At 48.6% G+C, this 25,291-nt stretch carries 23 protein-coding genes, 1 tRNA gene and 1 other RNA gene; 5 read left to right on the top strand and 20 right to left on the bottom strand.

The window, feature by feature from the left end:
- Positions 1–11: 11 nt before the first annotated feature.
- Positions 12–110, bottom strand: an RNA gene (gene ffs, locus CAGA_RS00715) — signal recognition particle sRNA small type.
- 340 nt (positions 111–450) lie between these two features.
- Here ffs and CAGA_RS00710 point away from each other — a divergent pair.
- Positions 451–1,014 carry a uracil-DNA glycosylase gene (locus tag CAGA_RS00710; protein ID WP_135656708.1) on the top strand — a complete coding sequence of 188 codons (564 nt, stop codon included), beginning with the start codon at positions 451–453 and terminating at the stop codon, positions 1,012–1,014.
- A gap of 81 nt (positions 1,015–1,095) precedes the next feature.
- On the opposite strand, the gene CAGA_RS00705 is transcribed toward CAGA_RS00710, so the two are convergent.
- The 6 genes from CAGA_RS00705 to CAGA_RS00680 form a co-directional block, all read right to left on the bottom strand.
- Positions 1,096–2,334 (bottom strand): glycosyltransferase family 4 protein, encoded by a 1,239-nt coding sequence (locus tag CAGA_RS00705; protein WP_135656706.1) that lies wholly within the window; start codon positions 2,332–2,334, stop codon positions 1,096–1,098.
- A gap of 36 nt (positions 2,335–2,370) precedes the next feature.
- Positions 2,371–3,447, bottom strand: coding sequence for a non-hydrolyzing UDP-N-acetylglucosamine 2-epimerase (gene wecB / locus CAGA_RS00700; protein WP_135656704.1), 1,077 nt, complete (start codon positions 3,445–3,447; stop codon positions 2,371–2,373).
- Between the two features lie 15 nt (positions 3,448–3,462).
- Positions 3,463–4,563 (bottom strand): Gfo/Idh/MocA family protein, encoded by a 1,101-nt coding sequence (locus CAGA_RS00695; RefSeq protein ID WP_135656702.1) that lies wholly within the window; start codon positions 4,561–4,563, stop codon positions 3,463–3,465.
- Positions 4,564–4,678: 115 nt separating this feature from the next.
- Positions 4,679–5,998, bottom strand: coding sequence for a nucleotide sugar dehydrogenase (locus CAGA_RS00690; protein WP_135656700.1), 1,320 nt, complete (start codon positions 5,996–5,998; stop codon positions 4,679–4,681).
- An 18-nt stretch (positions 5,999–6,016) separates the two neighbouring features.
- On the bottom strand, positions 6,017–7,144 hold the full coding sequence (locus CAGA_RS00685; RefSeq protein ID WP_135656698.1) for a DegT/DnrJ/EryC1/StrS family aminotransferase: 1,128 nt from the start codon (positions 7,142–7,144) through the stop codon (positions 6,017–6,019).
- Positions 7,145–7,726: an acyltransferase gene (locus CAGA_RS00680; RefSeq protein WP_135656696.1), complete on the bottom strand. Its 582-nt coding sequence runs from the start codon at positions 7,724–7,726 to the stop codon at positions 7,145–7,147.
- 317 nt (positions 7,727–8,043) lie between these two features.
- Between CAGA_RS00680 and CAGA_RS00675 the strand changes: the two genes are divergently transcribed.
- Positions 8,044–9,222, top strand: coding sequence for a DegT/DnrJ/EryC1/StrS family aminotransferase (locus CAGA_RS00675; protein ID WP_135656694.1), 1,179 nt, complete (start codon positions 8,044–8,046; stop codon positions 9,220–9,222).
- Positions 9,223–9,275: 53 nt separating this feature from the next.
- Here CAGA_RS00675 and CAGA_RS00670 read toward each other — a convergent pair whose 3' ends face one another.
- From CAGA_RS00670 to CAGA_RS00655, 4 genes are all read right to left on the bottom strand, one after another.
- Complete coding sequence (locus tag CAGA_RS00670; protein ID WP_135656692.1) at positions 9,276–10,040, bottom strand: type III pantothenate kinase; 765 nt, start codon at positions 10,038–10,040, stop codon at positions 9,276–9,278.
- Between the two features lie 174 nt (positions 10,041–10,214).
- Entirely contained in the window at positions 10,215–12,059 is a 1,845-nt protein-coding gene (gene feoB, locus CAGA_RS00665; protein ID WP_135656690.1) for a ferrous iron transport protein B, read from the bottom strand.
- Between the two features lie 12 nt (positions 12,060–12,071).
- Positions 12,072–12,593, bottom strand: coding sequence for a spore maturation protein (locus CAGA_RS00660; RefSeq protein WP_135656688.1), 522 nt, complete (start codon positions 12,591–12,593; stop codon positions 12,072–12,074).
- Entirely contained in the window at positions 12,586–13,173 is a 588-nt protein-coding gene (locus CAGA_RS00655) for a nucleoside recognition domain-containing protein (protein ID WP_243112891.1), read from the bottom strand. Before CAGA_RS00655 ends, CAGA_RS00660 begins: the two co-directional genes overlap by 8 nt.
- A gap of 156 nt (positions 13,174–13,329) precedes the next feature.
- Between CAGA_RS00655 and CAGA_RS00650 the strand changes: the two genes are divergently transcribed.
- Entirely contained in the window at positions 13,330–13,587 is a 258-nt protein-coding gene (locus tag CAGA_RS00650; RefSeq protein ID WP_135656686.1) for an AbrB/MazE/SpoVT family DNA-binding domain-containing protein, read from the top strand.
- A 170-nt stretch (positions 13,588–13,757) separates the two neighbouring features.
- Entirely contained in the window at positions 13,758–14,177 is a 420-nt protein-coding gene (locus CAGA_RS00645) for an HD domain-containing protein (protein WP_330566920.1), read from the top strand.
- A 185-nt stretch (positions 14,178–14,362) separates the two neighbouring features.
- Here CAGA_RS00645 and CAGA_RS00640 read toward each other — a convergent pair whose 3' ends face one another.
- The 3 genes from CAGA_RS00640 to CAGA_RS00630 form a co-directional block, all read right to left on the bottom strand.
- Positions 14,363–15,739 (bottom strand): Sapep family Mn(2+)-dependent dipeptidase, encoded by a 1,377-nt coding sequence (locus CAGA_RS00640; protein ID WP_135656684.1) that lies wholly within the window; start codon positions 15,737–15,739, stop codon positions 14,363–14,365.
- 96 nt (positions 15,740–15,835) lie between these two features.
- Positions 15,836–16,588, bottom strand: coding sequence for a glucosamine-6-phosphate deaminase (gene nagB / locus CAGA_RS00635; RefSeq protein ID WP_135656682.1), 753 nt, complete (start codon positions 16,586–16,588; stop codon positions 15,836–15,838).
- 139 nt (positions 16,589–16,727) lie between these two features.
- A complete protein-coding gene (locus CAGA_RS00630; protein WP_135656680.1) occupies positions 16,728–18,971 on the bottom strand; it encodes a bifunctional diguanylate cyclase/phosphodiesterase in 2,244 nt (747 codons plus the stop codon).
- A gap of 175 nt (positions 18,972–19,146) precedes the next feature.
- Here CAGA_RS00630 and CAGA_RS00625 point away from each other — a divergent pair, with 175 nt between their 5' ends.
- Complete coding sequence (locus CAGA_RS00625) at positions 19,147–19,527, top strand: putative ABC transporter permease (RefSeq protein WP_135656678.1); 381 nt, start codon at positions 19,147–19,149, stop codon at positions 19,525–19,527.
- A 686-nt stretch (positions 19,528–20,213) separates the two neighbouring features.
- Here the strand turns inward: CAGA_RS00625 and CAGA_RS00620 are convergent.
- From CAGA_RS00620 to CAGA_RS00595, 6 genes are all read right to left on the bottom strand, one after another.
- Positions 20,214–20,298, bottom strand: a tRNA-Leu gene (locus CAGA_RS00620).
- 52 nt (positions 20,299–20,350) lie between these two features.
- Positions 20,351–20,947 (bottom strand): toprim domain-containing protein, encoded by a 597-nt coding sequence (locus CAGA_RS00615; RefSeq protein ID WP_135656676.1) that lies wholly within the window; start codon positions 20,945–20,947, stop codon positions 20,351–20,353.
- Entirely contained in the window at positions 20,944–21,993 is a 1,050-nt protein-coding gene (gene holA, locus CAGA_RS00610) for a DNA polymerase III subunit delta (protein ID WP_135656674.1), read from the bottom strand. The genes CAGA_RS00615 and holA overlap by 4 nt, the downstream gene beginning before the upstream one ends.
- 1 nt (position 21,994) lies before the next feature.
- On the bottom strand, positions 21,995–24,217 hold the full coding sequence (locus tag CAGA_RS00605) for a ComEC/Rec2 family competence protein (RefSeq protein WP_167875114.1): 2,223 nt from the start codon (positions 24,215–24,217) through the stop codon (positions 21,995–21,997).
- Between the two features lie 105 nt (positions 24,218–24,322).
- Positions 24,323–24,871: a phosphoribosyltransferase family protein gene (locus tag CAGA_RS00600; RefSeq protein ID WP_135656669.1), complete on the bottom strand. Its 549-nt coding sequence runs from the start codon at positions 24,869–24,871 to the stop codon at positions 24,323–24,325.
- Positions 24,872–24,908: 37 nt separating this feature from the next.
- On the bottom strand, positions 24,909–25,247 hold the full coding sequence (locus tag CAGA_RS00595) for a histidine triad nucleotide-binding protein (RefSeq protein ID WP_135656667.1): 339 nt from the start codon (positions 25,245–25,247) through the stop codon (positions 24,909–24,911).
- Positions 25,248–25,291: the final 44 nt, after the last annotated feature.

The raw sequence follows: 25,291 nt of genomic DNA, 5'->3' as shown, positions 1-25,291 counted from the left end.
TAGGATATGCAGACGACCAGACCGCCTGTATCGCACAGGGAAATCCGCTTAATGCTGCTCGGTTCCCCGCCTGACATGGTTCACGGTACCCTGCCGTACAGAGCCCGCCCGCCTGCATATCCTATTGCACGCATCTGCCTTGCTTTTATACCAGCCAATATATTATAAACGATCCCTGCAAAAAAGACAACCCTTTTTTATTTTCGATCGAACGGTTCAAGTGAAAAATCCCGGCCTTGGGCCGTTTCTATAATTTGTAAAAGCTATATTTACAAAAAATAGAATCACAGCCAATAGTTCTTGATACTTTCACAATTATTGCTATTCAAAAAGCTTTCATTAAAATAAAAATTAGAAAATCCATATTTTTAACAGCAAAGATTTTCTGCTGTTTCATTTCCGATTTAAATGTTATAATAAATCTATAAAAACGAAGGGTGGCAATACATTTTGTACGATAACTGGGAAGAATTGAAATCCGCGTGTTTACAATGCCACGAATGCGGGCTGTGCGAAAAAAGAACCAACCTGGTATTCGGTATTGGAAACGAGCAGGCAAAAGTCCTTTTTGTTGGAGAAGGACCCGGCGAAAATGAAGACTTACAAGGGGAGCCGTTTGTCGGCAGAAGCGGCCAGCTGCTTGATAAAATGCTTGCGGCGATCGATCTTGACCGGCATTCCAATATTTACATAGCGAATATTGTGAAATGCAGGCCGCCGCAAAATCGGGATCCGCTGCCGGAAGAACAGGACGTCTGCATTAAGTGGCTGCGTAACCAAGTGGCGCTGATACGTCCGAAGATCATTGTCTGTCTTGGACGAATCGCCGCGATGAGGCTGATAAAGCCGGATATAAAAATCACCAAGGAGCATGGTATGTTTTTTGAGAAAAACAGCGTTTGGATGATGGCGACCCTTCATCCCGCCGCGCTTTTACGAAACCCAGGCAACAAACCTGCCGCTTTTGATGACTTCATCAAGCTGCGCGACAAAATGACCGAACTGGGAATATAAGAAAAAAGGGCAGCCGTCCGGCCGCCCTTTTTCGCTGCAATCGTATAGGAAATCAAATACGCATAGTTGAAAAGCTATCATTTAATACGGCATGGAAAAGACATCCAGGAATTTCTGCGAAAGAACGTCGTATTCGTTGTTCTCGAGGATATACCTTTTCCCCCGCTCGCCCATGGCGCTAAGCTCCTCCTTGGATAAGGACGCGAGCTTGCGCGCGGCTTCGGCAATCGCTTCGCTGTCCTCCGGCGGGATGGAAATACCGCAGTTTGCATCCGCAACCATATCGTTGCCCGCTTCAATAGCAAAGATAACCGGCTTCGCCGCCATCATGTAGTCCATGAGCTTATTCGGGCTTACACCGAAACGGAACAGGGGCTGTCTTTGCAGGCCAACATAAAGCGCGTCCATCTGGTGTAAAAGCTCCGGAATCTGGCCGCGTTTTACCGGCTCCAGCAGTTCTACTGTTTCGCCCAGATCTCTGTCTTTCACCTTTTGAATCAGCCGTTCCCGTTCGGGGCCGGGGCCGATCAGGAGTAGCTTGATCTTCTCTTCCCGAAGCATTTCCCCCGCTTCGACAAAGCTGTCCAGTGCATTGGCAATTCCGTGCGCGCCGGTATAGCCGATGAGGAAATAGCCCTCGTCATGATACTTTTTCAGCTTATCGTAATACACCGGCGGGTTCGCCATCGGCTTTTCCCAGTCCGCTTTAATAATCCCGTTTGGAATACAGATGAATTTTTCAGGCTTCAGGCCATGCTCCACCATATGCCCTTTGGCGTTCGGGAGCAGCGAAACCACATAATCGCTGTGCTTATAGCAGTAATTTTCCGCCGCCTGCATTACCATAATATAGGGATGGTACGGGCTCATGCCGCCAAGCTCAATCGGGCTGAGCGGCCAAAGGTCGTGCACCTCGTAAATCAGCATAGCGCCGTATTTTTTCGCGAGCTTATGCGCGGGATAAATGTCCAGCGGATAGGTGGAAGACGCAATTACCGCATCCGGCTTCCCCTGCGCCGCAATTTCATCACCGTATTTGTAAAGCCCGTGCAAAAACGAAAGCATATTTTTAATGCGTCCTACGCCGTTCCCGTGGTATTCCGGGCCGGCTATCCAAAAATAACGCACGCCGTCCAGCATTTGCTCCATGGTGTCGTTCCCCTGCATATCCGGATTCTTCGTACGCAGGTGAGAATAGGAGCTGGCAACGATTGTAACGTTATGCCCCGCCGCGGCCCATCGCTTCGCCATAAAATACGGTCGGAATTCCATGCCGTGCTGAGTGGAGCCAGCATAATGATTGATATAAATAATATTCATACATAACCCCTTGCATTCAGAAAAAAGGATTCGAAACTAGCCGTTCAGCAATGCAGCCGCAATTTTTTCAGACGCTTTTCCGTCGCCGAACGGCATCTGACCGCGGGCGGCCGGTTCCGGAACAGTATGCATCGCTTTCTCGTAAATGTCCTCGGTCGTAAGCTTTGCCAGTACATTCCAGTTCCCGTTGAGCGTTTCCACCCATTCGGTTTCCTGCCGGAGCGTGATACACGGCACTTCCATGAACCATGCTTCCTTTTGGAGCCCTCCGGAATCGGTCATAACCTGGCAGGCGTTTGAGGTGAGAAGAAGCATTTCAAGGTAGCCTACCGGATCGATCAGCTTAATGTTCCGGAAGCCGCACTTTGCAATTGCTTCTTCCGCGAGCGGCCTTGTCCTTGGATGAATCGGCAGAACGACAAGCTGGGGGAGTTTTTCAAACGCGTTGAAAATACGGATGATGGCGTCCAGCCCGCCGTCAGTTGTTTCCGCCCGGTGCAGCGTGGCAAGGCGGTATTTTTTCGGCTGTATTTGAAGCCGGTCGAAAATAGCGGTTTTCTCCGGGTTATTCTGCGCCACCTTTAAAAAGTGGAGAACGGAATCCAGCATCACGTCTCCGCTGATGCTTACGCCCTTTGTGATTCCCTCTTTTTTCAGATTCTCCGCCGCGGTCTGCGTCGGGCAGAAAAGCCACGTGGATATATGGTCGGTTAACACGCGGTTCTGCTCCTCGGGCATGCGCATATTGTAGGAACGCAGCCCGGCTTCCACATGGGCAACCGGAATGTGCAGCTTGGAAGCCGCAAGCGCGCCCGCGAGCGTCGAATTGGTATCGCCGTAAACCAGCAGGACATCCGGTTTTTCTTTCAGCAGGACATCCTCGATTCTCATCAGCATTTCGCCGGTCTGGCGGCCGTGCGAACCGGAACCCACGCCCAGATTATAGGCCGGCTTCGGAATACCAAGCTCCTCGAAAAACACGTCGGACATATTATGGTCATAATGCTGACCGGTATGAACCAATACCTCCGTACAATTCTTTTGAAGCGCCGCGGAAACTACCGAAGCCTTGATAAACTGCGGCCTTGCGCCGACAACGGTAACGATTTTCATTCCAATTCCCCCGTATCAATGATAACGGACGTCGGAATTGTCCATGTCCAGCGTGGAAAAGCTGAGTCCGTCGAACGCAACCGGCTGACCGGTTTTCTGCGACTTATAAGCCGCAAGAATGATCTTCATGGCCTTGATGGCTTCGGTTCCGCTGACCAGCGGATCGGTGTGCGTATGAACAGCGCGAATATAATCGGCGTACAGCATATTGTGCCCGCTGCCGTAAACATCCTTCGGGTCTTTGCCGGAAAGGGCGGAGATATGCTCATCCTGCTCGGCAGGTGTTTCAAAATTCCAAGTCTCGATACGGTTCACGGCAATGCCGCCGATGACCACGGTGCCGGTTGCGCCGAAAATGGAGAGAGTTTCCTCCAGATTTTTCGGATATACGCAGGCGGTGCCTTCTACAATCCCAATTGTGCCGTTCTTAAAGCGGATCAGAATGCTTCCGAAATCCTCCGCCTGAATATCGCGCAGGTAGTTCCCTGTCATGGCCATAATTGTTTCCGGTTCGCCGCCAAGGCACCATTGGAGCAGATCGATGTCATGAATGCACTGGTTCATCAGCGTGCCGCCATCCTGCGCCCAGGTTCCGCGCCAAGGGGCCTGCTCATAATACGGCATGCCGCGGTTCCAAAGAATGCGCGCGGTACCGTTTACCAGCTTGCCGAAGCGGCCGTCTTCAATGGCTTTATGCAGCTCCTGAACCGGCTCGTTAAAGCGGTTCTGATGGCAGACGCCGAGAGTAACGCCATGCTCCTTTGCTTCGCGGATCATCTGTTCCGCATCGGCGGTGCTTAAAGCCATGGGCTTTTCAACCAGTATGTTCTTGCCGTGGCGAATGCAGTAAAGCGCGATTTCTGCATGGTATCCGCTTTCGGTCGCAATGGCACAGCAATCGATTTTCTGCTCCTCCAAAGCTTTTTTATAATCGGCATAGACTGCCGGCTTTGTACCGGCGGCTTCCTGATAATCCTTTGCCTTCTTCTCCGCATTCTCCAATACCGGGTCGCAGACGACCGCCAATTCCATCGTATCTGAATTTGCAACTGCTGCGGCTATGTGGTTCTTTGAAATTCTTCCGCATCCTATCAGGGCAAAACGAAGTTTTTCCATATCGGGTCTCCTTTTCTTTATCAATCTTAATGCATATCGTTCTTTCGCCATTACAAACCGGGCGGACACAACACAAAATGCCCCCGTCACTTACAAGAAACGGGGGTAAATGGGTTTATAAAAGCTCAATATTGGAACGATCCTGTACATCCTTCATCGCGTTCCTGGTGTCGAATACTGCTTTGGAAAGCTTCTGAATCCGGTTGTAATCGAAGCAGGCATGCGCTGTGCAGATGATGACGATATCCGCCTCTTTCAGCAGCTCATCCGTCAATTCCTTTTCACCGGTGTGAACAACGCCTTTATGCTTGTATTCCGGAATATACGGATCATAAAACTTGGTTTCGGCGCCTTCCTGAATTAAATGATCAATTACATTTAACGCCGGGCTTTCGCGGTAATCATCGATATCTGCTTTGTATGCAACGCCGAGAACCAGCGCCTTCGCACCGTTCATCGCTATTTTCTTGCGGTTGAGCACTTTCATGCAACGGTCAACGACATATTCCGGCATGCTGGTGTTGATTTCGCCGGAGGTTTCAATCAGGCGGGTGTGATAATCAAACTCGCGGGCCTTCCAGGAAAGATAGAACGGGTCGAGCGGAATGCAATGGCCGCCGAGCCCCGGTCCCGGATAGAATGCCTGGAAGCCGTACGGCTTTGTCTTGGCGGCATCGATTACCTCCCAAACGTTAATGCCCATGCGGTGGCAGATGATGGCCATTTCATTCGCCAATCCGATATTGATATTGCGGTATGTGTTTTCCAGAAGCTTCTCCATTTCGGCAACCGCCGGGGAAGAAACCTCGAAAACGCCACCTTCAAGCACATTGCGGTATAAAGCGGCCGCTATTTCCGTGCCGTCCTTGCCAACGCCGCCGACCACCTTCGGCGTATTCTTTGTCTTATACTGCTTGTTGCCTGGGTCAACACGCTCCGGCGAGAACGCAAGGTAGAAATCCTCGCCGCATTTCAGCCCGCTTGTTTCAAGAATCGGCTTTAACAGTTCCTCGGTTGTGCCGGGATAGGTTGTGGACTCCAGCACAACGACCATGCCCTTGTGCAGATATTTCGCAACAGATTCCGTAGAGCCCTTTACATAGCTTATGTCCGGCTGCTGGTATTTGTCCAGCGGGGTTGGTACGGCAATTGCCACCGCGTCAACATCTTTAATAAAGGCAAAATCGCTGGTTGCGGAAAGGGCGCCGCTCTCAACGACTTCTTTCAAGGTATCGCCGACAATATCGCCGATATAGTTGTGCCCGGCATTGACGGCGTCGACCTTTTTGGACTGCACGTCGAAGCCGATGGTCTTGTAGCCGGCCTTTGCGAACTCGACCGCCAACGGAAGCCCAACGTAGCCAAGGCCAACGATTCCGACAACCGCGGTTTTGTTCTGAATTTTATTCATTAATTCTTCTTTCATACTGGACATTTGTATTTCTCCTCATCTTCAGATATTTCGCAGGGTTTTGCAGATATAATCGATAACATCCTCTGTTATATAACCATGCATAGGAAGACTGAATACTGTCTTGCAAAGCTTTTCGCTTACAGGCATGTCCCCTTCTTTATAACCGAGGGGCTCATAAACCTTTTGCAGATGCAGCGGCTTCGGATAGTAAATGATGGATGGAATTCCCGCCGCCTCCAGCGCCGCCATGATTTTGGTGCGCTGTTCCTCGCTTTCCGCTTTAAGAGTATAATATCCAAAGCTGGAAAAATATCCGTCCCGTACAACCGGAACCTGAAATTTATCCTTTAACTGGCTGGAATAGCGCTGTGCCGCCCAGTTGCGGTGCTCTGTTTCCGCATCAAACGCACGCAGCTTCGGGAGAAGGATCGCCGCCTGAAGGGTATCCAGCCTTGCATTTAAGCCAATGCGCACGTTTTCATATTTAAAAGAGCCTTTGCCGTGAACGCGGATGGACTTCAGCAGAGCCGCCTGTTCTTCATCGTCCGTAAAAACGGCTCCGCCGTCGCCATAGCAGCCCAGCGCTTTTGCCGGGAAAAAGCTTGTGGCGGAGAAATCGCCGAAGCTGCACGCCTTCTTGTCTTGAATCCGGCCGCCGAATCCCTGCGCGGCATCCTCAATCAGCGTCAGGCCGTATTTCTTACAGATCGGTTCAATTTCTGGAAAAGCCGCAGGCTGGCCAAACAGGTCGACCGCAATGACTGCCTTCGGTTTTAGTTTACCCTCTTTTACAACCCTTTCCACCTCTTTTTCAAGGCATTTCGGGTCCATATTGAAGGTATCCTCTTCCACGTCGCAGAATACGGGTGTCGCGCCTAAAAGGCTCGCTACCTCTGCGGTGGCGAAAAAGGTAAAGGGCGGTACGAAAACTGCGTCCCCAGGGCCGATTCCCTTTGCCATCAGCGGCATAAGCAGAGAGTCCGTTCCGTTGCTGGTGCTGATGCAGTATTTCCGGCCAGTATATTTGCAAAGCTCTTGTTCAAGTTCCACCGTCTGCGGGCCGGAAATGAAGTGGCAGTCGCTGAGCACTTCGGCAATCCCCTTATCGATATCATCCTTTAAATGGCGGTATTGTGCGCCAAGGTCATTAAATTCTATCTTTTTCATTTATTTTGTTTCCTCCTGAAGACCGTTTTCCGTCTTCCGATATTTTCTTCCGCATTTCGGGCAGACTAAGTCCTCGCCAAGCTTTTCCCCGCATTCGCAGGCCCAGCCATTCTGACGGGCGGGAACCCCCATCATAATGGCATAATCGGGCACGTCCTTGGTTACCACGCTGCCGGCTGCAATAAACGCATTTTTCCCGATGCGGTGGCCGCAGACAATGGTTGCATTCGCCCCGATGCTCGCACCCTCTCCAATAGGCGTATGTGCATAAAAAGCCGCGCCGCGCTGTGGATATTTGCACCGCGGGCGCTGAACATTGGTAAACACCATGGAAGGACCGCAAAAGACAAAATCGCCTAATTCAACGCCTTCGTAGATGGATACATTATTTTGTATTTTACAGTTATTTCCGATTTTTGTACCTGGTGCAACAAATACATTTTGCCCCACAGTACAGTTTTCGCCAATTTTGCAACCGCTGCTGATATGGCAGAAATGCCAGATTTTCGTACCGGACCCGATTTCCGCGCCATCATCCACGCAAGCGCTCGGATGCGCAAAAAAGCCCTTTGTTTCACTCATTTGAACACCATTCTTTACCTAAACTTATCAAAAAAATTATCCTGTTATAACTTGTACATTATATAACCAACACGTCTTTTAGTCAATATTTTACGCACCAATATAGTTGACTTTAAATATCAATCGTATTATGATTTAGTTTGATTTATTGTCTAATCTGATTAAGCAGGGCCTTGTTTGTATTATAATAATCGTGTCGCTTACGGAAAAATCCGCAAGGTGAATGGGATGGGAAATTTAAAAATACCGATCACAGAGCATGATTTTTATTGTACAAGCACAACCTGAGAATCGAAAATCGAAAAAGAGGTTAAATCATGGGAAGTTTCATAAAAAGAGAAAAATTTATTCCATACAATCTACCCAATATTACCGACCTTGAAATCAACGAGATGGTTGATACTTTAAAATCCGGATGGATTGCCAAAGGGCCGCGCACAAACGAATTTGAAAAGCAGTTTGCACAATTCGTCGGCGCCAAGTACGCCGTCGCCATGAACTCCTGCACCGCGGCGCTGCATGTGGCGCTGCTTGCAAAGGGCATCGGCCCGGGCGATGAAGTAATCACCACCCCAATGACCTTTGCCTCCACCGCAAACACAATCATCCATACGGGGGCAACGCCGGTCTTCGCCGATGTAGACTATAAAACAGCCTGCATTGACCCGGATGAAATCGAAAAGAAAATTACGCCGAAAACAAAAGCCATTGTGCCAGTACATTACAGCGGACAGGTCTGCGACCTTGACCGGATTTATGAAATTGCAGACAAACACGGCTTGTTCGTTTCCGAGGACGCTGCACACGCGCTGTGCAGCCGTTACAAGGGCAGAATGATCGGCAACGGGCTGCAAGGCGCGGCTTCCTACAGCTTTTACGCCACGAAAAACCTTACCACCGGCGACGGCGGCATGCTCGTTACCGACAACGAGGAAATCGCAGACAAGGCAAGGATTTTCTCCGGACAGGGTATGAGCAAAAATGCATGGAACCGTTACGCGAAGGGCGGCACATGGCAATACGATATCTGTGAGGCGGGCTTCAAATACAATATGTTTGACATTCAGGCCGCGCTTGGCTTGAAGCAGCTCGCCCGCATGGACGAAATGCAGGCCGCCCGTTTGAAAATCGCGGAAGTCTATCAGAGGGAATTCGATAAAATCGACGCGATTGACCCGCCGTTTGTTCCCGACTACACCACGCACTGCTGGCATCTGTACGTCATCCGTATTGTTCCCGAATTGCTTACCATTGACCGCGACCGGTTCATTACGGAGCTGAACGAGCGCAACGTCGGAACCAGCGTACACTTTATCCCGGTAACCTATATGAGCGCCTACACTAGCCGCTACGGGTTCAAGAAGGGTGATTTCCCGAACGCGGAAAAGCATTTTGAACGTCTGATTTCTCTGCCGCTCTACCCAACCATGAGCGACGAAGAAGTACAGTATGTGATCGACGCGGTAAAAGACATTGTAGAAAAATATCACAAATAACAGACAAAAAAGTACAGGAACAGCGCTGTGTAAACGCACGGCGCTGTTTTTCACTATCTGTTCATCTCATAAATAATCCGAAGGCCCTCAAGAAGAAGCGTGTCACAGAAACGGATGCTTCGTCTGCAATGCGGAATAATTTCCCGGGACAAGCCGCCTGTGGCGACAACCTCGCATTTTTCTCCGAGCTCCTCCTCCATCCGTTCAATCATGCCGTCAATCATGCAGGCGGTACCCAGGATAATTCCCGACTGCATACATTCGATTGTGTTCTTCCCGATCACATTTTCCGGCGCTTCCAGGCTGATGCTCGGAAGCTGCGCGGTACGCCGCGTCAAGGCATCCATTGAGATCCCCACGCCGGGGACGATCGCGCCACCCAGCATGGTTTTCTCCCTGCTCAGAACAACGAACGTCGTGGCAGTACCCATGTCGAGAATAATGCAGGGACCATCAAACATCTCCGCCGCAGCAACGCATCCGGCAATCAAATCCGCTCCCGTACTTTCCGGGTTTTGGATATCGGTTCTCAAATTTGTTTTCGTATGCGGCCCCACGCAGATGGGGTTCACATGCGTCAGTCGCTGGACGGCCCTGATGATGTAATTGGTAAGCGGGGGCACCACGGAACTGATTACAGCCCCGGCAATGTCCCTCAGCGATATTCCGTAAATATCCAAGATATCGCGAAGCTCGATCGCATACTGATCCTCCATGCGGGAGCAATCGGTTGCCATTCGAGACACAAAAAGAAGCTTTTTCTCATCGTAAACGCCAATCGTAATGTTTGTATTGCCGATATCCAGAGCTAAAATCATAATTATTCCCCGCTTTTTACTTTTTCTTTTGCAATTATAGCAATTTGCAATGCAATATGCAATATTTGCTTGACAAAAACTTAACAATTGTTGAGCTTGGAAATATTTTACGCTATAATTATCGTCATGTACGCGTATTTTACGTAAAAAAAGCCCCGGGTTGTACCGGGGTTCTTATATGCAATTCTGTAAATGCTGAATAAGGAGCGCACACTGGTAGAACATGGCAGAAAGGTACCAGGCAGCGGCAAACTGATAGGCGGCCGAAAGGGCCATCCATCGTAAACTGCCGCTTTCCCGGCGAACAGCTGCCAGAGCAGTAACGCACGGTGTGTAAAAGAGGACAAAAATCAGAAAAGAGCACGCGCTCAGCGGCGTAAAATTCGATTGAAGGGCGATCTCCAGCTTCCCCGAGTAAAGCACGCTCATCGTGCTGATCACCGATTCCTTGGAAATGAGTCCGGCGAGAAGGGATACGGCGGATTTCCAATCGCCAAAACCGCAAAGCGCAAACAGCGGAGCAATCCTCCTGCCCACTTCCGCAAGGATGCTGCATGAACTGTCCGAGGTCATCCTCAAACCGACGGTGAACCTCTGCAACAGCCAGATAACCACCGTCGCGACAAATATAGTTGTTCCCGCTTTTTGCAAAAAATCCCGGATACGCCGCTCTACCTGCAGCCAAACCGTTTGTGCAGTCGGGAACCGGTAGTCCGGCAATTCCATTACAAACGGCGCGGGTTCCCCTTTCAGGATACTGTTTTTAAACAGCAGCGCAGATAACAACCCCATCACCATGCCTGAAAAATAAATCAAAAGCATGGCAATTGGCCGACAGTCGGCGAAAAACGAAGAAATAAACAGGGAGTAAACCGGCATCTTGGCGCTGCAGGACATGAACGGCAGAATCAGAATCGTTAAGCGCCTGTCTTTCTCGTTTTCCAGAATGCGCGTACCCATTACCGCCGGCACAGTACAGCCAAAGCCCATCAGCAGCGGCACAAACGCCCGGCCGGAAAGCCCGATTTTCCGCATGGGCGCGTCCATAATAAAAGCGGCGCGCGCCATATAGCCGCTGTCCTCCAAAAGGGACAGAAGCAGGAACAGGAGGAGAATCTGCGGCAGGAACTTCAGCACGGCGCCAACGCCGGCCAGAATACCATCCAGAATCAAGCTTCGCACCCCTACGGAGGCACCGATTGCCGTTAAAGCGGAATCGGTAAGCGGCGAAAGCCAGCCCGTAAGAAAAGCATCCACACAGCGCACCAAAAAAGACCCTACCGGGCCGAATGTAATATAAAAAATCGCCAGAATCAGCAGAAGAAACACCGGAATAGCCAAATAGCGGTTGGTTGCCACAGCATCAATCTTTTCCGACACGCTTTTTTTCGAGGCGCTGTGCTTTTTCACCGCTTTCTGCGTAAGTTCTCCTATGTACCGATAACGGGCGTCTGCAAGCGCCGTTTCTGGGTCGCGACTGCCGACCGGCTTTTTTACCGTAGGATAAACCGCCGTTTTTTTTACCGCGCTGGCCGCCGCCCTGAGCAATTCGGACAGCCCCTCTCCTTTTGAGGCGGCAACCGGGATGGTTTCTACGTTTAATAGCTTGGAAAGAATAGCGCAGTCAATGAAATCCCCCCGCCTTTTCACCACATCCATCATGTTCAATGCAATTACCATGGGGATATGCAGTTCCATTAACTGCGTGGTCAGGTAAAGATTACGTTCAAGATTGGAGGCGTCCACAATATTGATAATTAAATCCGGTTTATTATTCAGAAAATTCCCGGCAATCGCCTCCTCCGGCGAATAGGGAACCAGCGAATAAATCCCCGGAAGATCCACAATTTCCAGCGTATCATTGTGATAGCACACCGTACCGCTTTTTCTCTCAACGGTTACGCCGGGCCAATTTCCAACCGTAGCCGTCGAGCCGGTTAAGGCATTAAATAGCGTCGTTTTTCCGCAGTTTGGATTTCCGACGAGCGCGACAACATAATGAAATGACTGACGATTCATAGTGCATCCTTTTTATTGAAAAAATAAGCGTACCGACAAGGCCGATACGACGAAGGCCGTAAAATCCGCCGTTACCGCGGCGGGAATGGTGTGGCGGGTTTTCTTAATACCGACTGCGCCGAAGTAGACCGCAATTGCGTAAAAAGTCGTTTCCGTAGAGCCAGACATGACCGAAGCAACACGGCCCGCAAAGCTTTCCGTCCCGCAATCCTGGAAAATTTGTGCCAAAACAGCGGTGGAACCGCTTCCCGAAATCGGTTTGATCAGCACAAGCGGCATCACCTGGGGCGGAAGCCCCAAAAATTTCGCGACCGGGGAAAACATCGAGGAAAGGATATCCAGCGCGCCGGAGGCGTTTAGCATAGCGACCGCCATCATCAACCCGATGAGGGACGGCAGGATGGAAATTGTCGACGACAAGCCTTCTTTCGCCCCTGCAACAAAGGTGTCGAACAGCGGCACGCCGCGCATCAGCCCAAAAAGCACAATCAGGAAGACCGTGGCGGGTATAGCGTAAGCACCTAACTTATCCACTTGACCTTCCCTCCAAAAGCTTTGCCACAGTAATCCCCACAACCAGCGCGCAGACAGAAGTAAGCCATACTGCCGGCAAAATATCAAACGGAGCAGGGGAGCCGTACTTTGCCCGCAGAGTCCCCATAAAGGTTGGAATCAGTTGGATGGACGCGGCGTTAATCACCACAAACATCGCCATGGAATTGTCCGCGGTTTGGGTCGGGTTCCGTTTCGCCAGTTCCTTCATGGCGGCAATGCCCATCGGCGTGGCCGCGTTTCCAAGCCCGAGAAAGTTCGCCGTTATATTCATGCAAATCGCTTTTATTGCCGGGCTTTCCTCTTCGCAATCCGGGAAAAGCCGCCGCATAACCGGACGCAGAAGCTTGGACAAAATTCGAGTAATCCCGCCCTCATCCGCAATTTTCATCAAACCGGTCCATGCGCACATCATTCCCGTCATCGCGATGATCAGCTCAACCGCTCCAGACGCGCCGCTCATAACTGCGGCGGAAAGTTGGGGGACTCTTCCGGTTACTACGGCGCAGATAATGCTGATAATAATGAGTCCCGCCCATATGTAGTTCAGCAGCGCACTCACCCTTCCCTATTTAGTCTCTTTTATATCTATTCGAAAGAATTTCGGGTTAGCACATAAAATTAATTTTTTCGGTATGCAAATAATTGACATAATTGGAAAAATATACTATAATTTTGTCATAGATGAGGAAGCTGAAAAGAAAGGTGATGATAAAGGATGAAATCGACAGGTATTATTCGTAAAGTTGACGAATTAGGTCGAATTGTGTCGCCGAAAGAACTCAGAATGACTCTTAATATAAAAGAAAAAGATCCGCTTCAAATTTTTGTCGATGACGACGGCAGGATTATTCTTCAAAAATACGAGCCTGCATGTGTTTTTTGTAACAGTATGAACGACGTTATATCGTTTAAAGGCCGCAATATTTGCCGCGATTGTATGGAGAAACTGTCAAGCAAATTGGAGGATAATTAATTGCAACCCTCTCCCTGACAATAACGGCATATTTATGGAAAGTTTGTTATCCCCCCCTTGCTATATGCGCAAAAATGATTTATGATTATACTAGTACAAAATCGGAGATGAGCAATCTGAAACTAACGGCAGAGGAAAAACAGTTTTTTAAAAGCTGTGCAGAGGAATTATTGAATTCCGACGATGTGCAGTTGATGGATACTTTCATACAGCATGCGGATGTTTCCTGTTTAAAACACAGCATTTCCGTGGCCTACCTCAGCTTCTGGATTTGCCGTAAGCTAAATCTGCAAGTTGATTACCGAAGCATCATTCGGGGCGCGCTTCTGCATGACTTTTTTCTATATGACTGGCATAATACAAAAAATCCAATAGGGTTGCACGGCTTTAAGCATCCGCTTACCGCCCTTGCAAACGCGGAAAAACATTTCCTGCTGAATGAGTTGGAAAAAGATATTATTGTAAAGCACATGTGGCCGTTGACGGTGAAATTTCCAAAATATAAGGAAGCTTACATCGTCAGCTTTTCGGACAAATTTTGCTCCATCGCTGAAATTTTACGAATTTCTTCTGTAACCGAGTCCTATTAAAAAGAACCGCCAAGTTTTTTGGCGGCTCTTTTTTCTTACATATTATGGAAAAAACAGGCTGACGCCGTCTGAAAGACGTTGTCAGCCCTTTTCACATACGATACACACATTTTTACCCAGGAGAGAGGAAAAGAACGCCCCTTTTTACAGAATTCGGTTATCGTATTCTCCTATAATCCACCAGCTTATTTTGTAAACATGCGATACATTGCCTCCAGGCAAATCTGCGCATGCACCATAAAGCGGTCAATGTCAATGTTTTCGTTCGTATTGTGCAGCCGGCGATCTGCTTCGTCCGGGAAGAAAGGACCGAACGCCACGGCGCGGCCTTCAAATGCACGCGCATACGTGCCGCCCCCGGTAGCGTATAGATCCGCCGGATTCCCGGTGATCTCGGCATACGAATCCTTCAAAAGGGAAATGAACGGATTGTCCTCCGGAAGGAAAAGAGGCTTAGAATGTGTTTGCCATTCGCATTTCAAGCCAAAACCTGCGGCATTTTTTGCGATCTTTGCAAATATCCCCTCTCCATCTCCGGTAACAGGATAGCGAATATCAATTCCGATCGAATCCTCGCCCTCCCCTATATTTACGAGACCAACATTGAAAGTAAGCGGACCGGATTCTTTATCCCGCTGCGAAATGCCAAGGGATTCGCCGTAAAGCTCCGTACTGATCTTTGTATTAACAAACCGAACGAGCGTACCCAGCTCCTCTGCTTTAAAAACGACGCCGAGAAGCTTCATTAAATGGGTTGCGGCATTAAATCCTTCCTGCGGTTGCATGGCATGCGACGCTTTTCCGGCGGAGGTGATTTTCGCACCGTCCGCCGTCCGCTCCACATGGAAATCGCCGGGCGTTGTTTTCGCAGCCTCCTGCAATTTCCGGAAGACATCTTCCGTGCAGAGAATCTCCGCCGCCGCTTTGGACGGTACGGCATTGACGACCGTTCCGGCAGTAAATTTCTTTATAACGGAGCTGTCGCTTTTTGTGGAAATCGTCAGGCGCATGATTCCCTTTTCGCGGTTGCAGATACCGTAATCGGAATCCGGCGTAAAGGCCATAACCGGCATCTGTTCCGATTTCAGATACATTTCCAGATCATTGCTGCTTGTTTCTTCCCCGCCGCCGAAAATGACGCGAAGACGGCGTTTTCCCTTAATATTTTCATCTTTCAGGACTTTTAAACAGTAAAGAGCGACAATTGCCGCGCCCTTGTCGTCCGCGGTGCCGCGCCCGAAATACAGGTTTCCTTTTTTTGTAAGCGTAAACGGGTCGGTGTCCCAACCTTCCCCTTCCGGAACAATATCGAGATGCGCAACAACAGCCGCAACCTCGTCTCCTTCGCCGTATTCTGCGTGGCCGGCATACCCTCCGACATTTTTCGTTACAAAGCCCATCCGATCCGCCATATTTGCAAACGCGTCCATGACCCTTGCCACTTCCCTGCCGAACGGCATTCCCTCCTCCGGCTTTGATTGGACAGAGGGAATAGCAACCAGCTCCGCCAAATCTTTCAGTATATCCTCACGGTAATTTAATATTTTATTTCCAAAGCTCAATGTTCATCTTCCCTTCTTCATGTTAATTTATTATACCATAAATTATTCCAAAAATTAAGAGCGAACCGGAGTTCGCTCTGTAAAACTTCTGGCTGATCAGCCGATCGCGGAAGGATTTTTCTCCCGGATCATCTTCAACGCTGCTTCGTCGGCAACCACCGTTAAATCATTGTGAAGCTGAAGAATAGAAGCGGGAACTTCCGGCGTTATCGGCCCGAAAAGGGAACGGTACAAAATATCCGCTTTACTTTCCCCGTTTGCTATCAGCAATATCTTTTTTGCCTGCATAATCGCTTTAATGCCCATTGTGATCGCATAGTGAGGGACATCCTCGGGCTTTTCAAAAAAACGGGAATTCGCATCAATGGTCTTTTGTGTGAGTCTGACGCTGTGTGTGGTTTTGTCAAAATCGGAATCCGGCTCATTAAAACCGATGTGGCCGGTATGGCCGATTCCCAAAAGCTGTAAATCGATTCCGCCAAGGCTGTTGATTACATGGTCATAACGTTTGCATTCCGCTTCAATATCCTTTGCCAACCCGTTGGGAACGTTTGTGTTTTCTAATGGGATGTTTACATGTTGGAAAAAGTTCGTATTCATATAGTAGCGGTAGCTCTGCTCATGGTCGGGAGCCAAACCGCAGTATTCATCCAAATTAACCGTGTGAACTTTGGAAAAATCGATATCTCCCTTTTTGTACCATTCCGCAAGCTGGCTGTAAACACCCAGCGGCGTGGAACCGGTTGCAAGGCCCAAAACCGAATGGGGGAACAGAATCACTTGAGCAGATATGATATTCGCCGCTTTTCTGCTCATGCTTTGGTAATCCGGTGCGCTGATGATTTTCATTTCAATCTCCCTTTCCTTAAATAAAAAAATAATTTATTTTTATAAACTGTATTAAAAATCATTTCTACAACAGATTATAACACAAAATAAAAAAAAACTACAGAGCAAAATACACAAAGCTGCTCTGCAGTTTAATCTTTTATCCGGTTTTCAGCTCATCAAGGAAAGCAATGGCCTCTTCGCCCGGGACAGGCTTGCTGATGTAGTACCCCTGAATTAGGTTGCATCCGCATTCGGAAATACACTGCGCCTGCTCCTTTGTTTCCACTCCCTCGGCAATCACCTTCAGATTCAGGCGATGCGCCAGCCGGATGATCATATCAACAATGTCTCTCCTTACCCTATCGGAAACGATGTTGTCAATAAAGCTTTTATCGATTTTCACCGCATGGATCGGCAGTTCCTTTAAGTAAGAAAGCGAAGAAAAGCCGGTTCCGAAATCATCCAGATAGATGCTGATGCCGCAATCCGTGAGGATTTTCAGTTTTTTTACCACATCATCAAACGATTCAATCAAGCAGGACTCTGTAATTTCAATCGCCACGCTCTCCGGCTCCAGCTCGTAATAGCAGAAACGCTCGATTACATAATCCGTAAAATCCGCCTGCATTAACTCAATCGGCGAAGCATTAAAGGATACACAAATGCCGGGGTCACTTATGCTTTTTGCAAAAGCAAAGGCTTGGTTGATCATGAAACGCCCCAACTGCTTAATGAATCCGGTTTCCTCGGCCAGCTCGATAAACTGAAGCGGAGGAACCATTCCAAATTTCTTGCTGTTCCAGCGGGCCAAAGATTCAAAGCCGACGACGGCTTTTTTATCATAGTCGTACTGCGGCTGATAATAGCAGACCAATTCCTTATTGTAGATGGACAATTTCAGCTCTGAAAGCATTTGGAAGCGTCGCTCAATGGACATCCCATACTGGTCGTTGTAGATTTCATAGCTTCCCTTTGAGTTCTTTTTTGCCTCCTGCAGCACAAACTCCCCGCGGTTAATGATATCGTCAAACTTATTTTCCTTGACAACCTCGCTGTAATTAAAGAGGACAGCGCCAATGCTGCAGGTTAACTGGATAACATTTTTCCGAACCAGAAAAGGCTTTTTAAAGAGTTCGACGATCTTTTTCGCGAAATCCTCCAACTGGGCGTTTGTACTGATATTCGAGATAAACAAGGCATATTCATCGCCGCCGATTCTTCCGATAATGTTATTCTTCCCGGTAAGCATCGCCAAGCGTGAAGCGGCGGCAGCAAGGAATTCGTCCCCCACATCATTCCCAAACGTATTGTTTACGGAACGGAAATTATCCACATCAAGAAAAAAAGCTCCGCCTGTTTTGCACTTGGTGCACTCAAACCATTCCCTTATATTTTTTTTCACCCCTTTTCGGTTCGGCAGATCGGTTAACGCATCACTATAAATAAAATGATTGATTTCTTCTTCCTGGTGCAGCTTTGCTTCATAAGTATTCTTTTTAAATTTTAAAAAACTAATTGCACAAGCAATACATATCAAAATTAAAAAAGCGACGAGTATTTCACTCATGAACAGGACTTTACCCGCCTGCGACTGAAACGTATTCTCTTCCGCTGTGACAGCAAGAATCCAGCCGTCGGTACCCTGAATCGCACTATACCCCATCAAATTAGCCGTACCATCCACAGTTAACAGGCCGTTTCCAGGCCGATCCTGCTGGAAATCCCTCTGAATCCTTTCCAGTTCTTTCGGATTCGATTGTTTTCTGAAATATTGAAAAAAATTTTGGAAACTGTCTTCGCCGGCACTTCTGGAAATCACGGAACCGTCCGAGGATAAAAGAAAAAAGGAACGATCCGGCCCGGTGGCAATGCCGTCCAGTATTCCAAGATTTCCGTTATCAGCCGTTGCGGCGATAACCCCGTAAACGGCATGAGACCGGATAACCGGAACGGCATACGTAATCACCTTACGGTCAACATCAAAAAGATCGGTCTGGCCGAAGGAAACATTCGCATTTCCTTTCATGGCCTGCTGAAAATATTTTTGTTTGTCCAATCTTACGGTTTTTCCATCATTGGTAACCACCCGGCCGGTTTTATCCGCAAAATAAATCCTTGTAAAATTTCTTCGTTCTGCTCCTTTGGAAAGCGCGCGGATTTGCTCTAAGGTATCATTCGATTTTAAAAACTCCTCCTGATCGGAAAGAGTTCTCAGAAAATCCAAATTTTCCGTAATCGATACATGTACCGCGTTTGCCCCTTGCGCGGAAATTTCCTGAATCATCGACAGGGCATCGGATGTGAGAAGGCTTTGAACTTTGTAAACAAGCCCTGCGCCTGACAAAAGCAGCAATAGAATAAGTATAGTGACTGCAACCATCATTTTATTTTTTTTTGACATGCAATCACCCACTTCTATTTATAATCAATTCTTTCGACTATTTACATCCATAATTATTTATCAAATATCGTATTATAAATATTATCGGCCTGCCGCCTTAAAATTTAAGCAAAAATGCATAAATTCATCCACCCTGCAAACAATTCGATTAGAAAACCAAACGGGGTGATATAGGATGAAAAAAAATGCATTGCTTTTTTTTACGGGAGGAACGATTTATCCCGCATTGGAAATCCTTTGCAGAGGCAAAACGGATATCTCTATGGCCGCTGCCGGAGGAATCTGCCTGTGCTTAATCAACCGCGTATGCAACCATGACATGAAAGCGAAACCTATGTCGGTAAAATGTTTTGTAGGCTCAGCGATTATCACAGCGGTAGAATTCGTCATCGGTATGATTGTAAACGTCGCATTAAAAATGGACGTGTGGGATTATTCCTCCATGCCTCTCAATATAATGGGACAAATCTGCGTTCCTTTCTCCATGCTTTGGTGCCTGCTTACCATTCCGGCAATGGGAATCTGCGCATTATGCGAAAAGCACATAGCAGAGTAAGACCCGTAAAAATCCGCCCCTCAATCACTTGGGGCGGATTTCCTATATAGCAATATACTCCAATGCGATTGAAACGGTTCCGAATAAAATTTGAAAAATATTTTCTCAAGCAGCCTTATTTTGCAAAACATCCTTTTTTTCGATTTTCTTCGCTATTGAAAAAATACTGGGCATCCACTATAATTTAATCGTGGTAGATGATTGTATAATCGATCGTTTAATAGAAAGGAAGTGTTGTAAATGCAAAAGATATTGGTAAGCCTTGACTCTGTGAAAAGAAAGTTATCGGAAATTGAAAAAGATAATATGGAGTATATTGAGTTTAACATTGTTCCAAGGCAAGTAGACAATACGTACATACATCCTGCCTTTCTGCATTTCGATGGTTTGTCTAAAAACGGATTTCGAAAGGATTATGAAAGTATAGATGCTCTTCCCCTGCACACAGTCGGTTCGTGTAAGTATAAGCCGGTTTTGATCCCTTTGCCCTTTTAGCTTCTGTCCACTTACAATCAGCTACCATCATAAAGAAGTCACAAAACAGCGTTGAGTGGGTTTTTAAAACCCTCTCAACCTTTTTTATGTTCAAAACGGTGGACATACACCTGTAAATTCAGGCGAAGACAAAAAATAAAGGAAGCCACATGAACAACTGATTTTCTCAGTATCCATGCGGCTTTTTTGTTTGGTGCGCGAGATGGGACTTGAACCCATACGTCATGCAACACACGCCCCTCAAACGTGCCTGTCTGCCAATTCCAGCACTCGCGCGACTCAGCAAGGAGTATTATATCATCATCCATATGATCATGTCAACCCTATTTTATAATTTTTTAAAAAGTTTGTCGATCAGGCAGCAAAACGCATCATACGTGAGAATACTGTTCAATACGTCCGGCATGGAATTGGGTGCCAGATGTTCGGGCAAGTTCAGCTCTTTGAGCAAAACGGCTCTCCTCTGCGCACTATTTTCCCCGCCGGAAAGTCCCGCAAGATAAAGATCTATCTTTGTAATTTTACGTCCCGCCGGTTTTTCATCCGAATCGCAGGTGACCCCGGCGCGCCGCAAAGCGTCGACAAGCACTTGGGCGGGTACGCCCTCTACCCCGAGCTTTCCCTCCTGGGAGGGCTTTTCCTTCCGCTTTTCCTTGCCAAGGATATCGGGAATATAAGCATGCTTGATCTTCTCCGGGCTGACTGCTCCGGAAAGGTAATTGCGTATTAGAAAACCTGCGGAGTCGCTGTCGGTCAAAACCAAAAGGCCGCGCGCATCCGCAAGACGGCGGATCATATCAAGCTGTTTTTTATTTTTAAAAATCTGAAAGCCGTTCGTTTCAATAATCAGGCCGTCTATAATCGACGACAGCTTGATTTTATCATACTTTCCCTCAACAATAACCGCTTCCTTGATTTTAATCAACCCACCCGCTCCTTTTCTGCGATTAACAATAACTCCGCAATCAGTTTTTCCATAACGATCCGCCGGTCGCCGCGCGCGCTTTTCAACGCGGTATCGGCGTTCAGAAGCGCCTGCAGGCTCTGCCGAAGTATGGAGGTCGTCAGCCGCGCGGCATCGCGTTCCGCATTGGTAAGCCGGAATTCCTTGCGAGCGTAATCGAAATGCTTTGCTGGTTCTGTTACGCCAAAGCCCCCTTGAACGGACATCCGGACACGGTACATATCGACATATGCGGAGGATAGGACCGCTAGAACGGACACCGGCTCCTCATTCTGCTGAAACAAAAGATCCAGCACCTTATAGGCCCTGTCGTAATCGGCCGAAACAATCGCTTTTGATAAATCATAGACCCTCGCTTCCAGGTTTTTTACGACGATCCGATCAATTGTCTGAGTGGTTATTTCCCCTTCCTGCACGTAGGCGCACAGCTTGTCCAGCTCGTTAAAAAGCGTCTGCATAGAATTTCCGCAGGAGCGGATGATCCGCCCTGCATTCTGCCGCGAGAGTTCACAGCCGCGTTTTGCAGCCGCGGAACACAACGCCTTTTCAAGCTCCGAGGTGGAACGCTTGCCAATATGAACCGTAACACCCGCTTCATTAGCAAGCGCAATAAACTTCTTCCATTTTTTATTGGCCTTATAATCGATTTCAACAGAAGGCAGATAAAAGACCAGCACCGTGGAATCCGGTATGCTTTTCACCAGTTCTTCCAGCTTTGCGCTTTCCTGCGCCCGCAGGCCTTCCACGTTCAAGTCGGACACGGCAACGCATTTACGATCCGCCATGAACGGGAGAGCCTCCACAGCGGAGGCGATTTCATCGATGGAAGCGGTATCGCCGAACCGCTGAAGGTTAAAATCCGGAAAAGCGGTTCCGCCTGCCTTGGCTATTAATTTCTTCGCATAAAGGGCAAGCAGATATTTCTCTTGGCCATGCAAAAAATACAACCTGGAAAAATTGGACTTTTCTATTTGTTTTTTCAGTTCTGCTTCGGTGATTTCCGGCAAGTTACTCCCTCCTCAGTTTAACGGTTCGATTTTCCTGTATTTCAAAAACAATATTTCCCGCACCGCCGGTAATTACGGTATTTTTACCGTTCAGACTTTTACCCGCTTTGGACAGGTCTTCCTGATCCATAGAAAGCACACAGCAAACCGGATTCAATAGCTCCATTTGCAGCAGCATGGAATTTGTAACCACAACATCAGCATCAAGCCATTGTGGCGGCAGTTCGGAAAGGTTGTCCCCCGGACAAATAAGGACGGACACCCCGCCTGTCGAAATACGCGCCGTACAGGCTTTTCCGCTCCATTGTGCGTCCACTTCTGTATTGTCCCACAAATGCAAGCGGGCGGTCAAGTGAAATGTGGAAACTTCCGCGGCATTCGGCAATTCTTTTTGCAAAAAGCCGTCAATCAGCCCATCACTTTGGATCAGCACCCTGCGCGGGAAAAATGCTCGGATCAGCTCCGCCGCGTTTTTCGATTCCTCGTCCGACAGCGTTAGCGGCTGAAGGCAGTCCAGCCGGGTAACCCCTTCGCTTTGCAAATAGCTTTTGATCGGGCCGGAAGAAAATCCGCCGCAGCCGAAAACCGCCGCACGCCCGTTGCGTGTTAAGACAACCGATTCCGTACTGCCAACATCCAGCACCGCAAGGCGTGTCACATCGCGAAGGAAAACCTGATGGGACAAAACCCCGGTGAAAAGCAGAATTGCCGAAAGCAGGGCGACATTGCGGTAAAGGCGCCTGCTTTGTTTCATCAGCATAGCGGACGCAAGAAGCAGGATGGTCCCAGCAAGCCAAAGCAGGATAAAGCCCCCGGACGCGGAAACGCTCGCAAACGGAAGCTGTGCAAGCCAATATGCGCAGGAAAGCATGAATTTTGCCAAAAGCCCCGCCGCCAGCGCAAACGGCATTGCCAGAAACGACTTAGGGCTGAGCAAATTCATAACGGCAGCGATGGCGGAAAAATTCATCATCAATGTGGAAGGAACCAGTTCCAGTAAATTTGCGGCAGGCGCTGCGAGGGAAACTCTTCCGAAGGCAAAAATGATAATCGGGAGAGTGAACAGCACCGCCCATACGGTAGTGGCAAGAATCCCGTTGACCCCTCGGACCAGCGGTGAAATTTTCGGGATACGGTCAAGCTTTACATTCAGAAAAGCTGCTGTTTTCCCGGAGTATAAAACAAGCCCAAGTGTAGCGGCAAAGGAGAGCAGAAGCCCCACATCCGCAGCCGCATACGGATTTCCAAGACTAATCAGCAAAACCGCGATTCCCAGGGAATTCAGCGAATCCGGGCGGCGGGAAACCACCATCCCCCCCAGATAGAGAAGGCACATAATCCCGCTGCGGGTAACGGAAGGGACAAAACAGGTAACCGCCATAAAACAGACGACCCCCGCGCAGGCGATTACAGAGGCAACCCGCTTCGGAACTTTCAAGAACAGCAAAAGCATCAAAATAAGCTGTGCCATTGTCGTCATATGCAAGCCCGAAACAGACAGGATATGGGAAATTCCAATGGTTCGGAAATCATCGGTAACCTGCTGGGGCAATCCGGCCGTATCGCCGAACAAAACGCCGTTTATAAGTCCGGCTTCATCCGGCGGTAGGATGGAGCGAACCGATTTCAGAAGTGCCGACCGCAGCCGGAGGGCATAATAATACGGCGGTTTTCGCGTGGGCGGGCTTACCTTCACCCCTTCGTATTCATACAGGAAAGCAAACAGGGGGATTCCCTTTGAAGCATAGTAGGAACGGGAGGAATAGCCTTCCCCGCCATTCGGCAGAAACAAATGCACCTTCCCCTCTACATTCGAGTAGGGTTCCACATTCAACGCATTGTGCGCGGAAAACCGGATTTTAAACGGGTGTTCCACTTTCTTTCCGGAAATGCTGTTTACTTCCGTCACATAATAAAAACGTCCGTACGCTTTTGCCGGCAGCTCGCAAACGGTTCCCTCAACGACCACGTCTTTTCCAGCAAGCGCCTGCACCGGTTCCATAACGGTTTTATGGAAGCCGTAAAAGCTTCCGAACGCAACCGATATGGTCAGAAACGCGATGGGAAAGATACCCGTTGCGCGCAGTTTCGGCTCAAACATTGCCACGATGAAACCCAGAATTGCAACGCACGCCAGAAGTATCGATATGTTCGCGCCAAAATAGACGGCGGCCGCCAGCGTCAGCAGATAACAAAAACCCACCAACACAAGCGGCCGCTTCATATACATTCCTCCGAATTTGAAATAGTCCGTTTCCGTCTCCAAAAGCAACCATTCCGATCAGGAGCTTTGCCGTCAAGATTCCAAACAGCAGACGGCATGCAAAGATTACTTCTTGTCTTTAAAGAAGAGAGGCAGGGGTTCCAGATAAATAATATCGTCCCTGTCCTTCGCGTCGCCCTCGGCCAGTACACAGGCGCGGCCTACAATCTTACCGCCGAACTGCCGGACGAGGTCTTCCATGGCGGCAAGGGATTCCCCCGTGCTGATTACGTCGTCCACAATCAGCACACGTTTGCCGTTCAAGCCTTTATAGTCATCCTCGGCAAGATACAGCTTCTGCACATGGTCGGTTGTGATCGATTTCACCTCAACATGAATCGGATTGCGCATATACGCCTTAACGCTCTTGCGCGCTACGATATAGCGCCGACAGCCCTGGCGCGCCATTTCATAACAAAGCGGGATTCCTTTTGTTTCTGCGGTAACCACCACATCATGCTCGGGGCATTTTGCAAGGAGCGCCGCGGCAGCCTTCTCAGTAATCTCTACATCGCCGAGCATAACAAAGCCCGCGATGTCAAGCGTGTCGCTGATCGGACAGATCGGAAGGCTCCGTTCACAGCCCGCAATCGTCATCTTATAATATTCACCCATTGTTTATCGACCTTTCAGAAATAAAATCATCGAAGAATCAGCCCGGAGGCCACTTCATCGAGCGACCGCCCAGCAGGTGGAAATGCAGATGAGGAACACTCTGGCCGCCGTCTTTTCCAACATTGCTGACTACACGGAATCCGTCCGTCAGGTTCTTTTCCTTCGCCAGCTTTGCCGCGACTTCAAAGATACGGGCGACAACCGCGCTGTTCTGCGGGGTTATTTCTTCCACAGACTGGATATGCTCCTTTGGGATAATCAATATATGCACCGGAGCCTGTGGGTCAAGATCGTAGAACGCAAGCACTTTGTCGTCTTCGTACGCTTTATTGCTCGGTATTTCCCCATTCGCTATTTTGCAAAATACGCAGTCCATATGATACCTCCTTTTGTAACAATACAACAAAAACCATTATAGTC

It is taken from the genome of Caproiciproducens galactitolivorans (genome assembly GCF_004768785.1).
Lineage (GTDB): Bacteria > Bacillota > Clostridia > Oscillospirales > Acutalibacteraceae > Caproiciproducens > Caproiciproducens galactitolivorans.
This window is presented reverse-complemented; position numbering and strand designations above follow the sequence as displayed.

Bases quoted from the DNA above. Each gene is read 5' to 3' on its own strand.
- CAGA_RS00695 (WP_135656702.1), bottom strand. From the start codon at position 4,563: ATGGAAAAACTTCGTTTTGCCCTGATAGGATGCGGAAGAATTTCAAAG.
- CAGA_RS00685 (WP_135656698.1), bottom strand. From the start codon at position 7,144: ATGAAAAAGATAGAATTTAATGACCTTGGCGCACAATACCGCCATTTA.
- CAGA_RS00690 (WP_135656700.1), bottom strand. From the start codon at position 5,998: ATGTCCAGTATGAAAGAAGAATTAATGAATAAAATTCAGAACAAAACC.
- CAGA_RS00705 (WP_135656706.1), bottom strand. From the start codon at position 2,334: ATGAATATTATTTATATCAATCATTATGCTGGCTCCACTCAGCACGGC.
- CAGA_RS00630 (WP_135656680.1), bottom strand. From the start codon at position 18,971: ATGTCAAAAAAAAATAAAATGATGGTTGCAGTCACTATACTTATTCTA.
- CAGA_RS00680 (WP_135656696.1), bottom strand. From the start codon at position 7,726: ATGAGTGAAACAAAGGGCTTTTTTGCGCATCCGAGCGCTTGCGTGGAT.
- wecB (WP_135656704.1), bottom strand. From the start codon at position 3,447: ATGAAAATCGTTACCGTTGTCGGCGCAAGGCCGCAGTTTATCAAGGCT.
- CAGA_RS00605 (WP_167875114.1), bottom strand. From the start codon at position 24,217: ATGAAGCGGCCGCTTGTGTTGGTGGGTTTTTGTTATCTGCTGACGCTG.
- CAGA_RS00625 (WP_135656678.1), top strand. From the start codon at position 19,147: ATGAAAAAAAATGCATTGCTTTTTTTTACGGGAGGAACGATTTATCCC.
- CAGA_RS00650 (WP_135656686.1), top strand. From the start codon at position 13,330: ATGAAATCGACAGGTATTATTCGTAAAGTTGACGAATTAGGTCGAATT.
- CAGA_RS00600 (WP_135656669.1), bottom strand. From the start codon at position 24,871: ATGGGTGAATATTATAAGATGACGATTGCGGGCTGTGAACGGAGCCTT.
- nagB (WP_135656682.1), bottom strand. From the start codon at position 16,588: ATGAAAATCATCAGCGCACCGGATTACCAAAGCATGAGCAGAAAAGCG.
- CAGA_RS00595 (WP_135656667.1), bottom strand. From the start codon at position 25,247: ATGGACTGCGTATTTTGCAAAATAGCGAATGGGGAAATACCGAGCAAT.
- CAGA_RS00670 (WP_135656692.1), bottom strand. From the start codon at position 10,040: ATGATTTTAGCTCTGGATATCGGCAATACAAACATTACGATTGGCGTT.
- feoB (WP_135656690.1), bottom strand. From the start codon at position 12,059: ATGAATCGTCAGTCATTTCATTATGTTGTCGCGCTCGTCGGAAATCCA.
- CAGA_RS00675 (WP_135656694.1), top strand. From the start codon at position 8,044: ATGGGAAGTTTCATAAAAAGAGAAAAATTTATTCCATACAATCTACCC.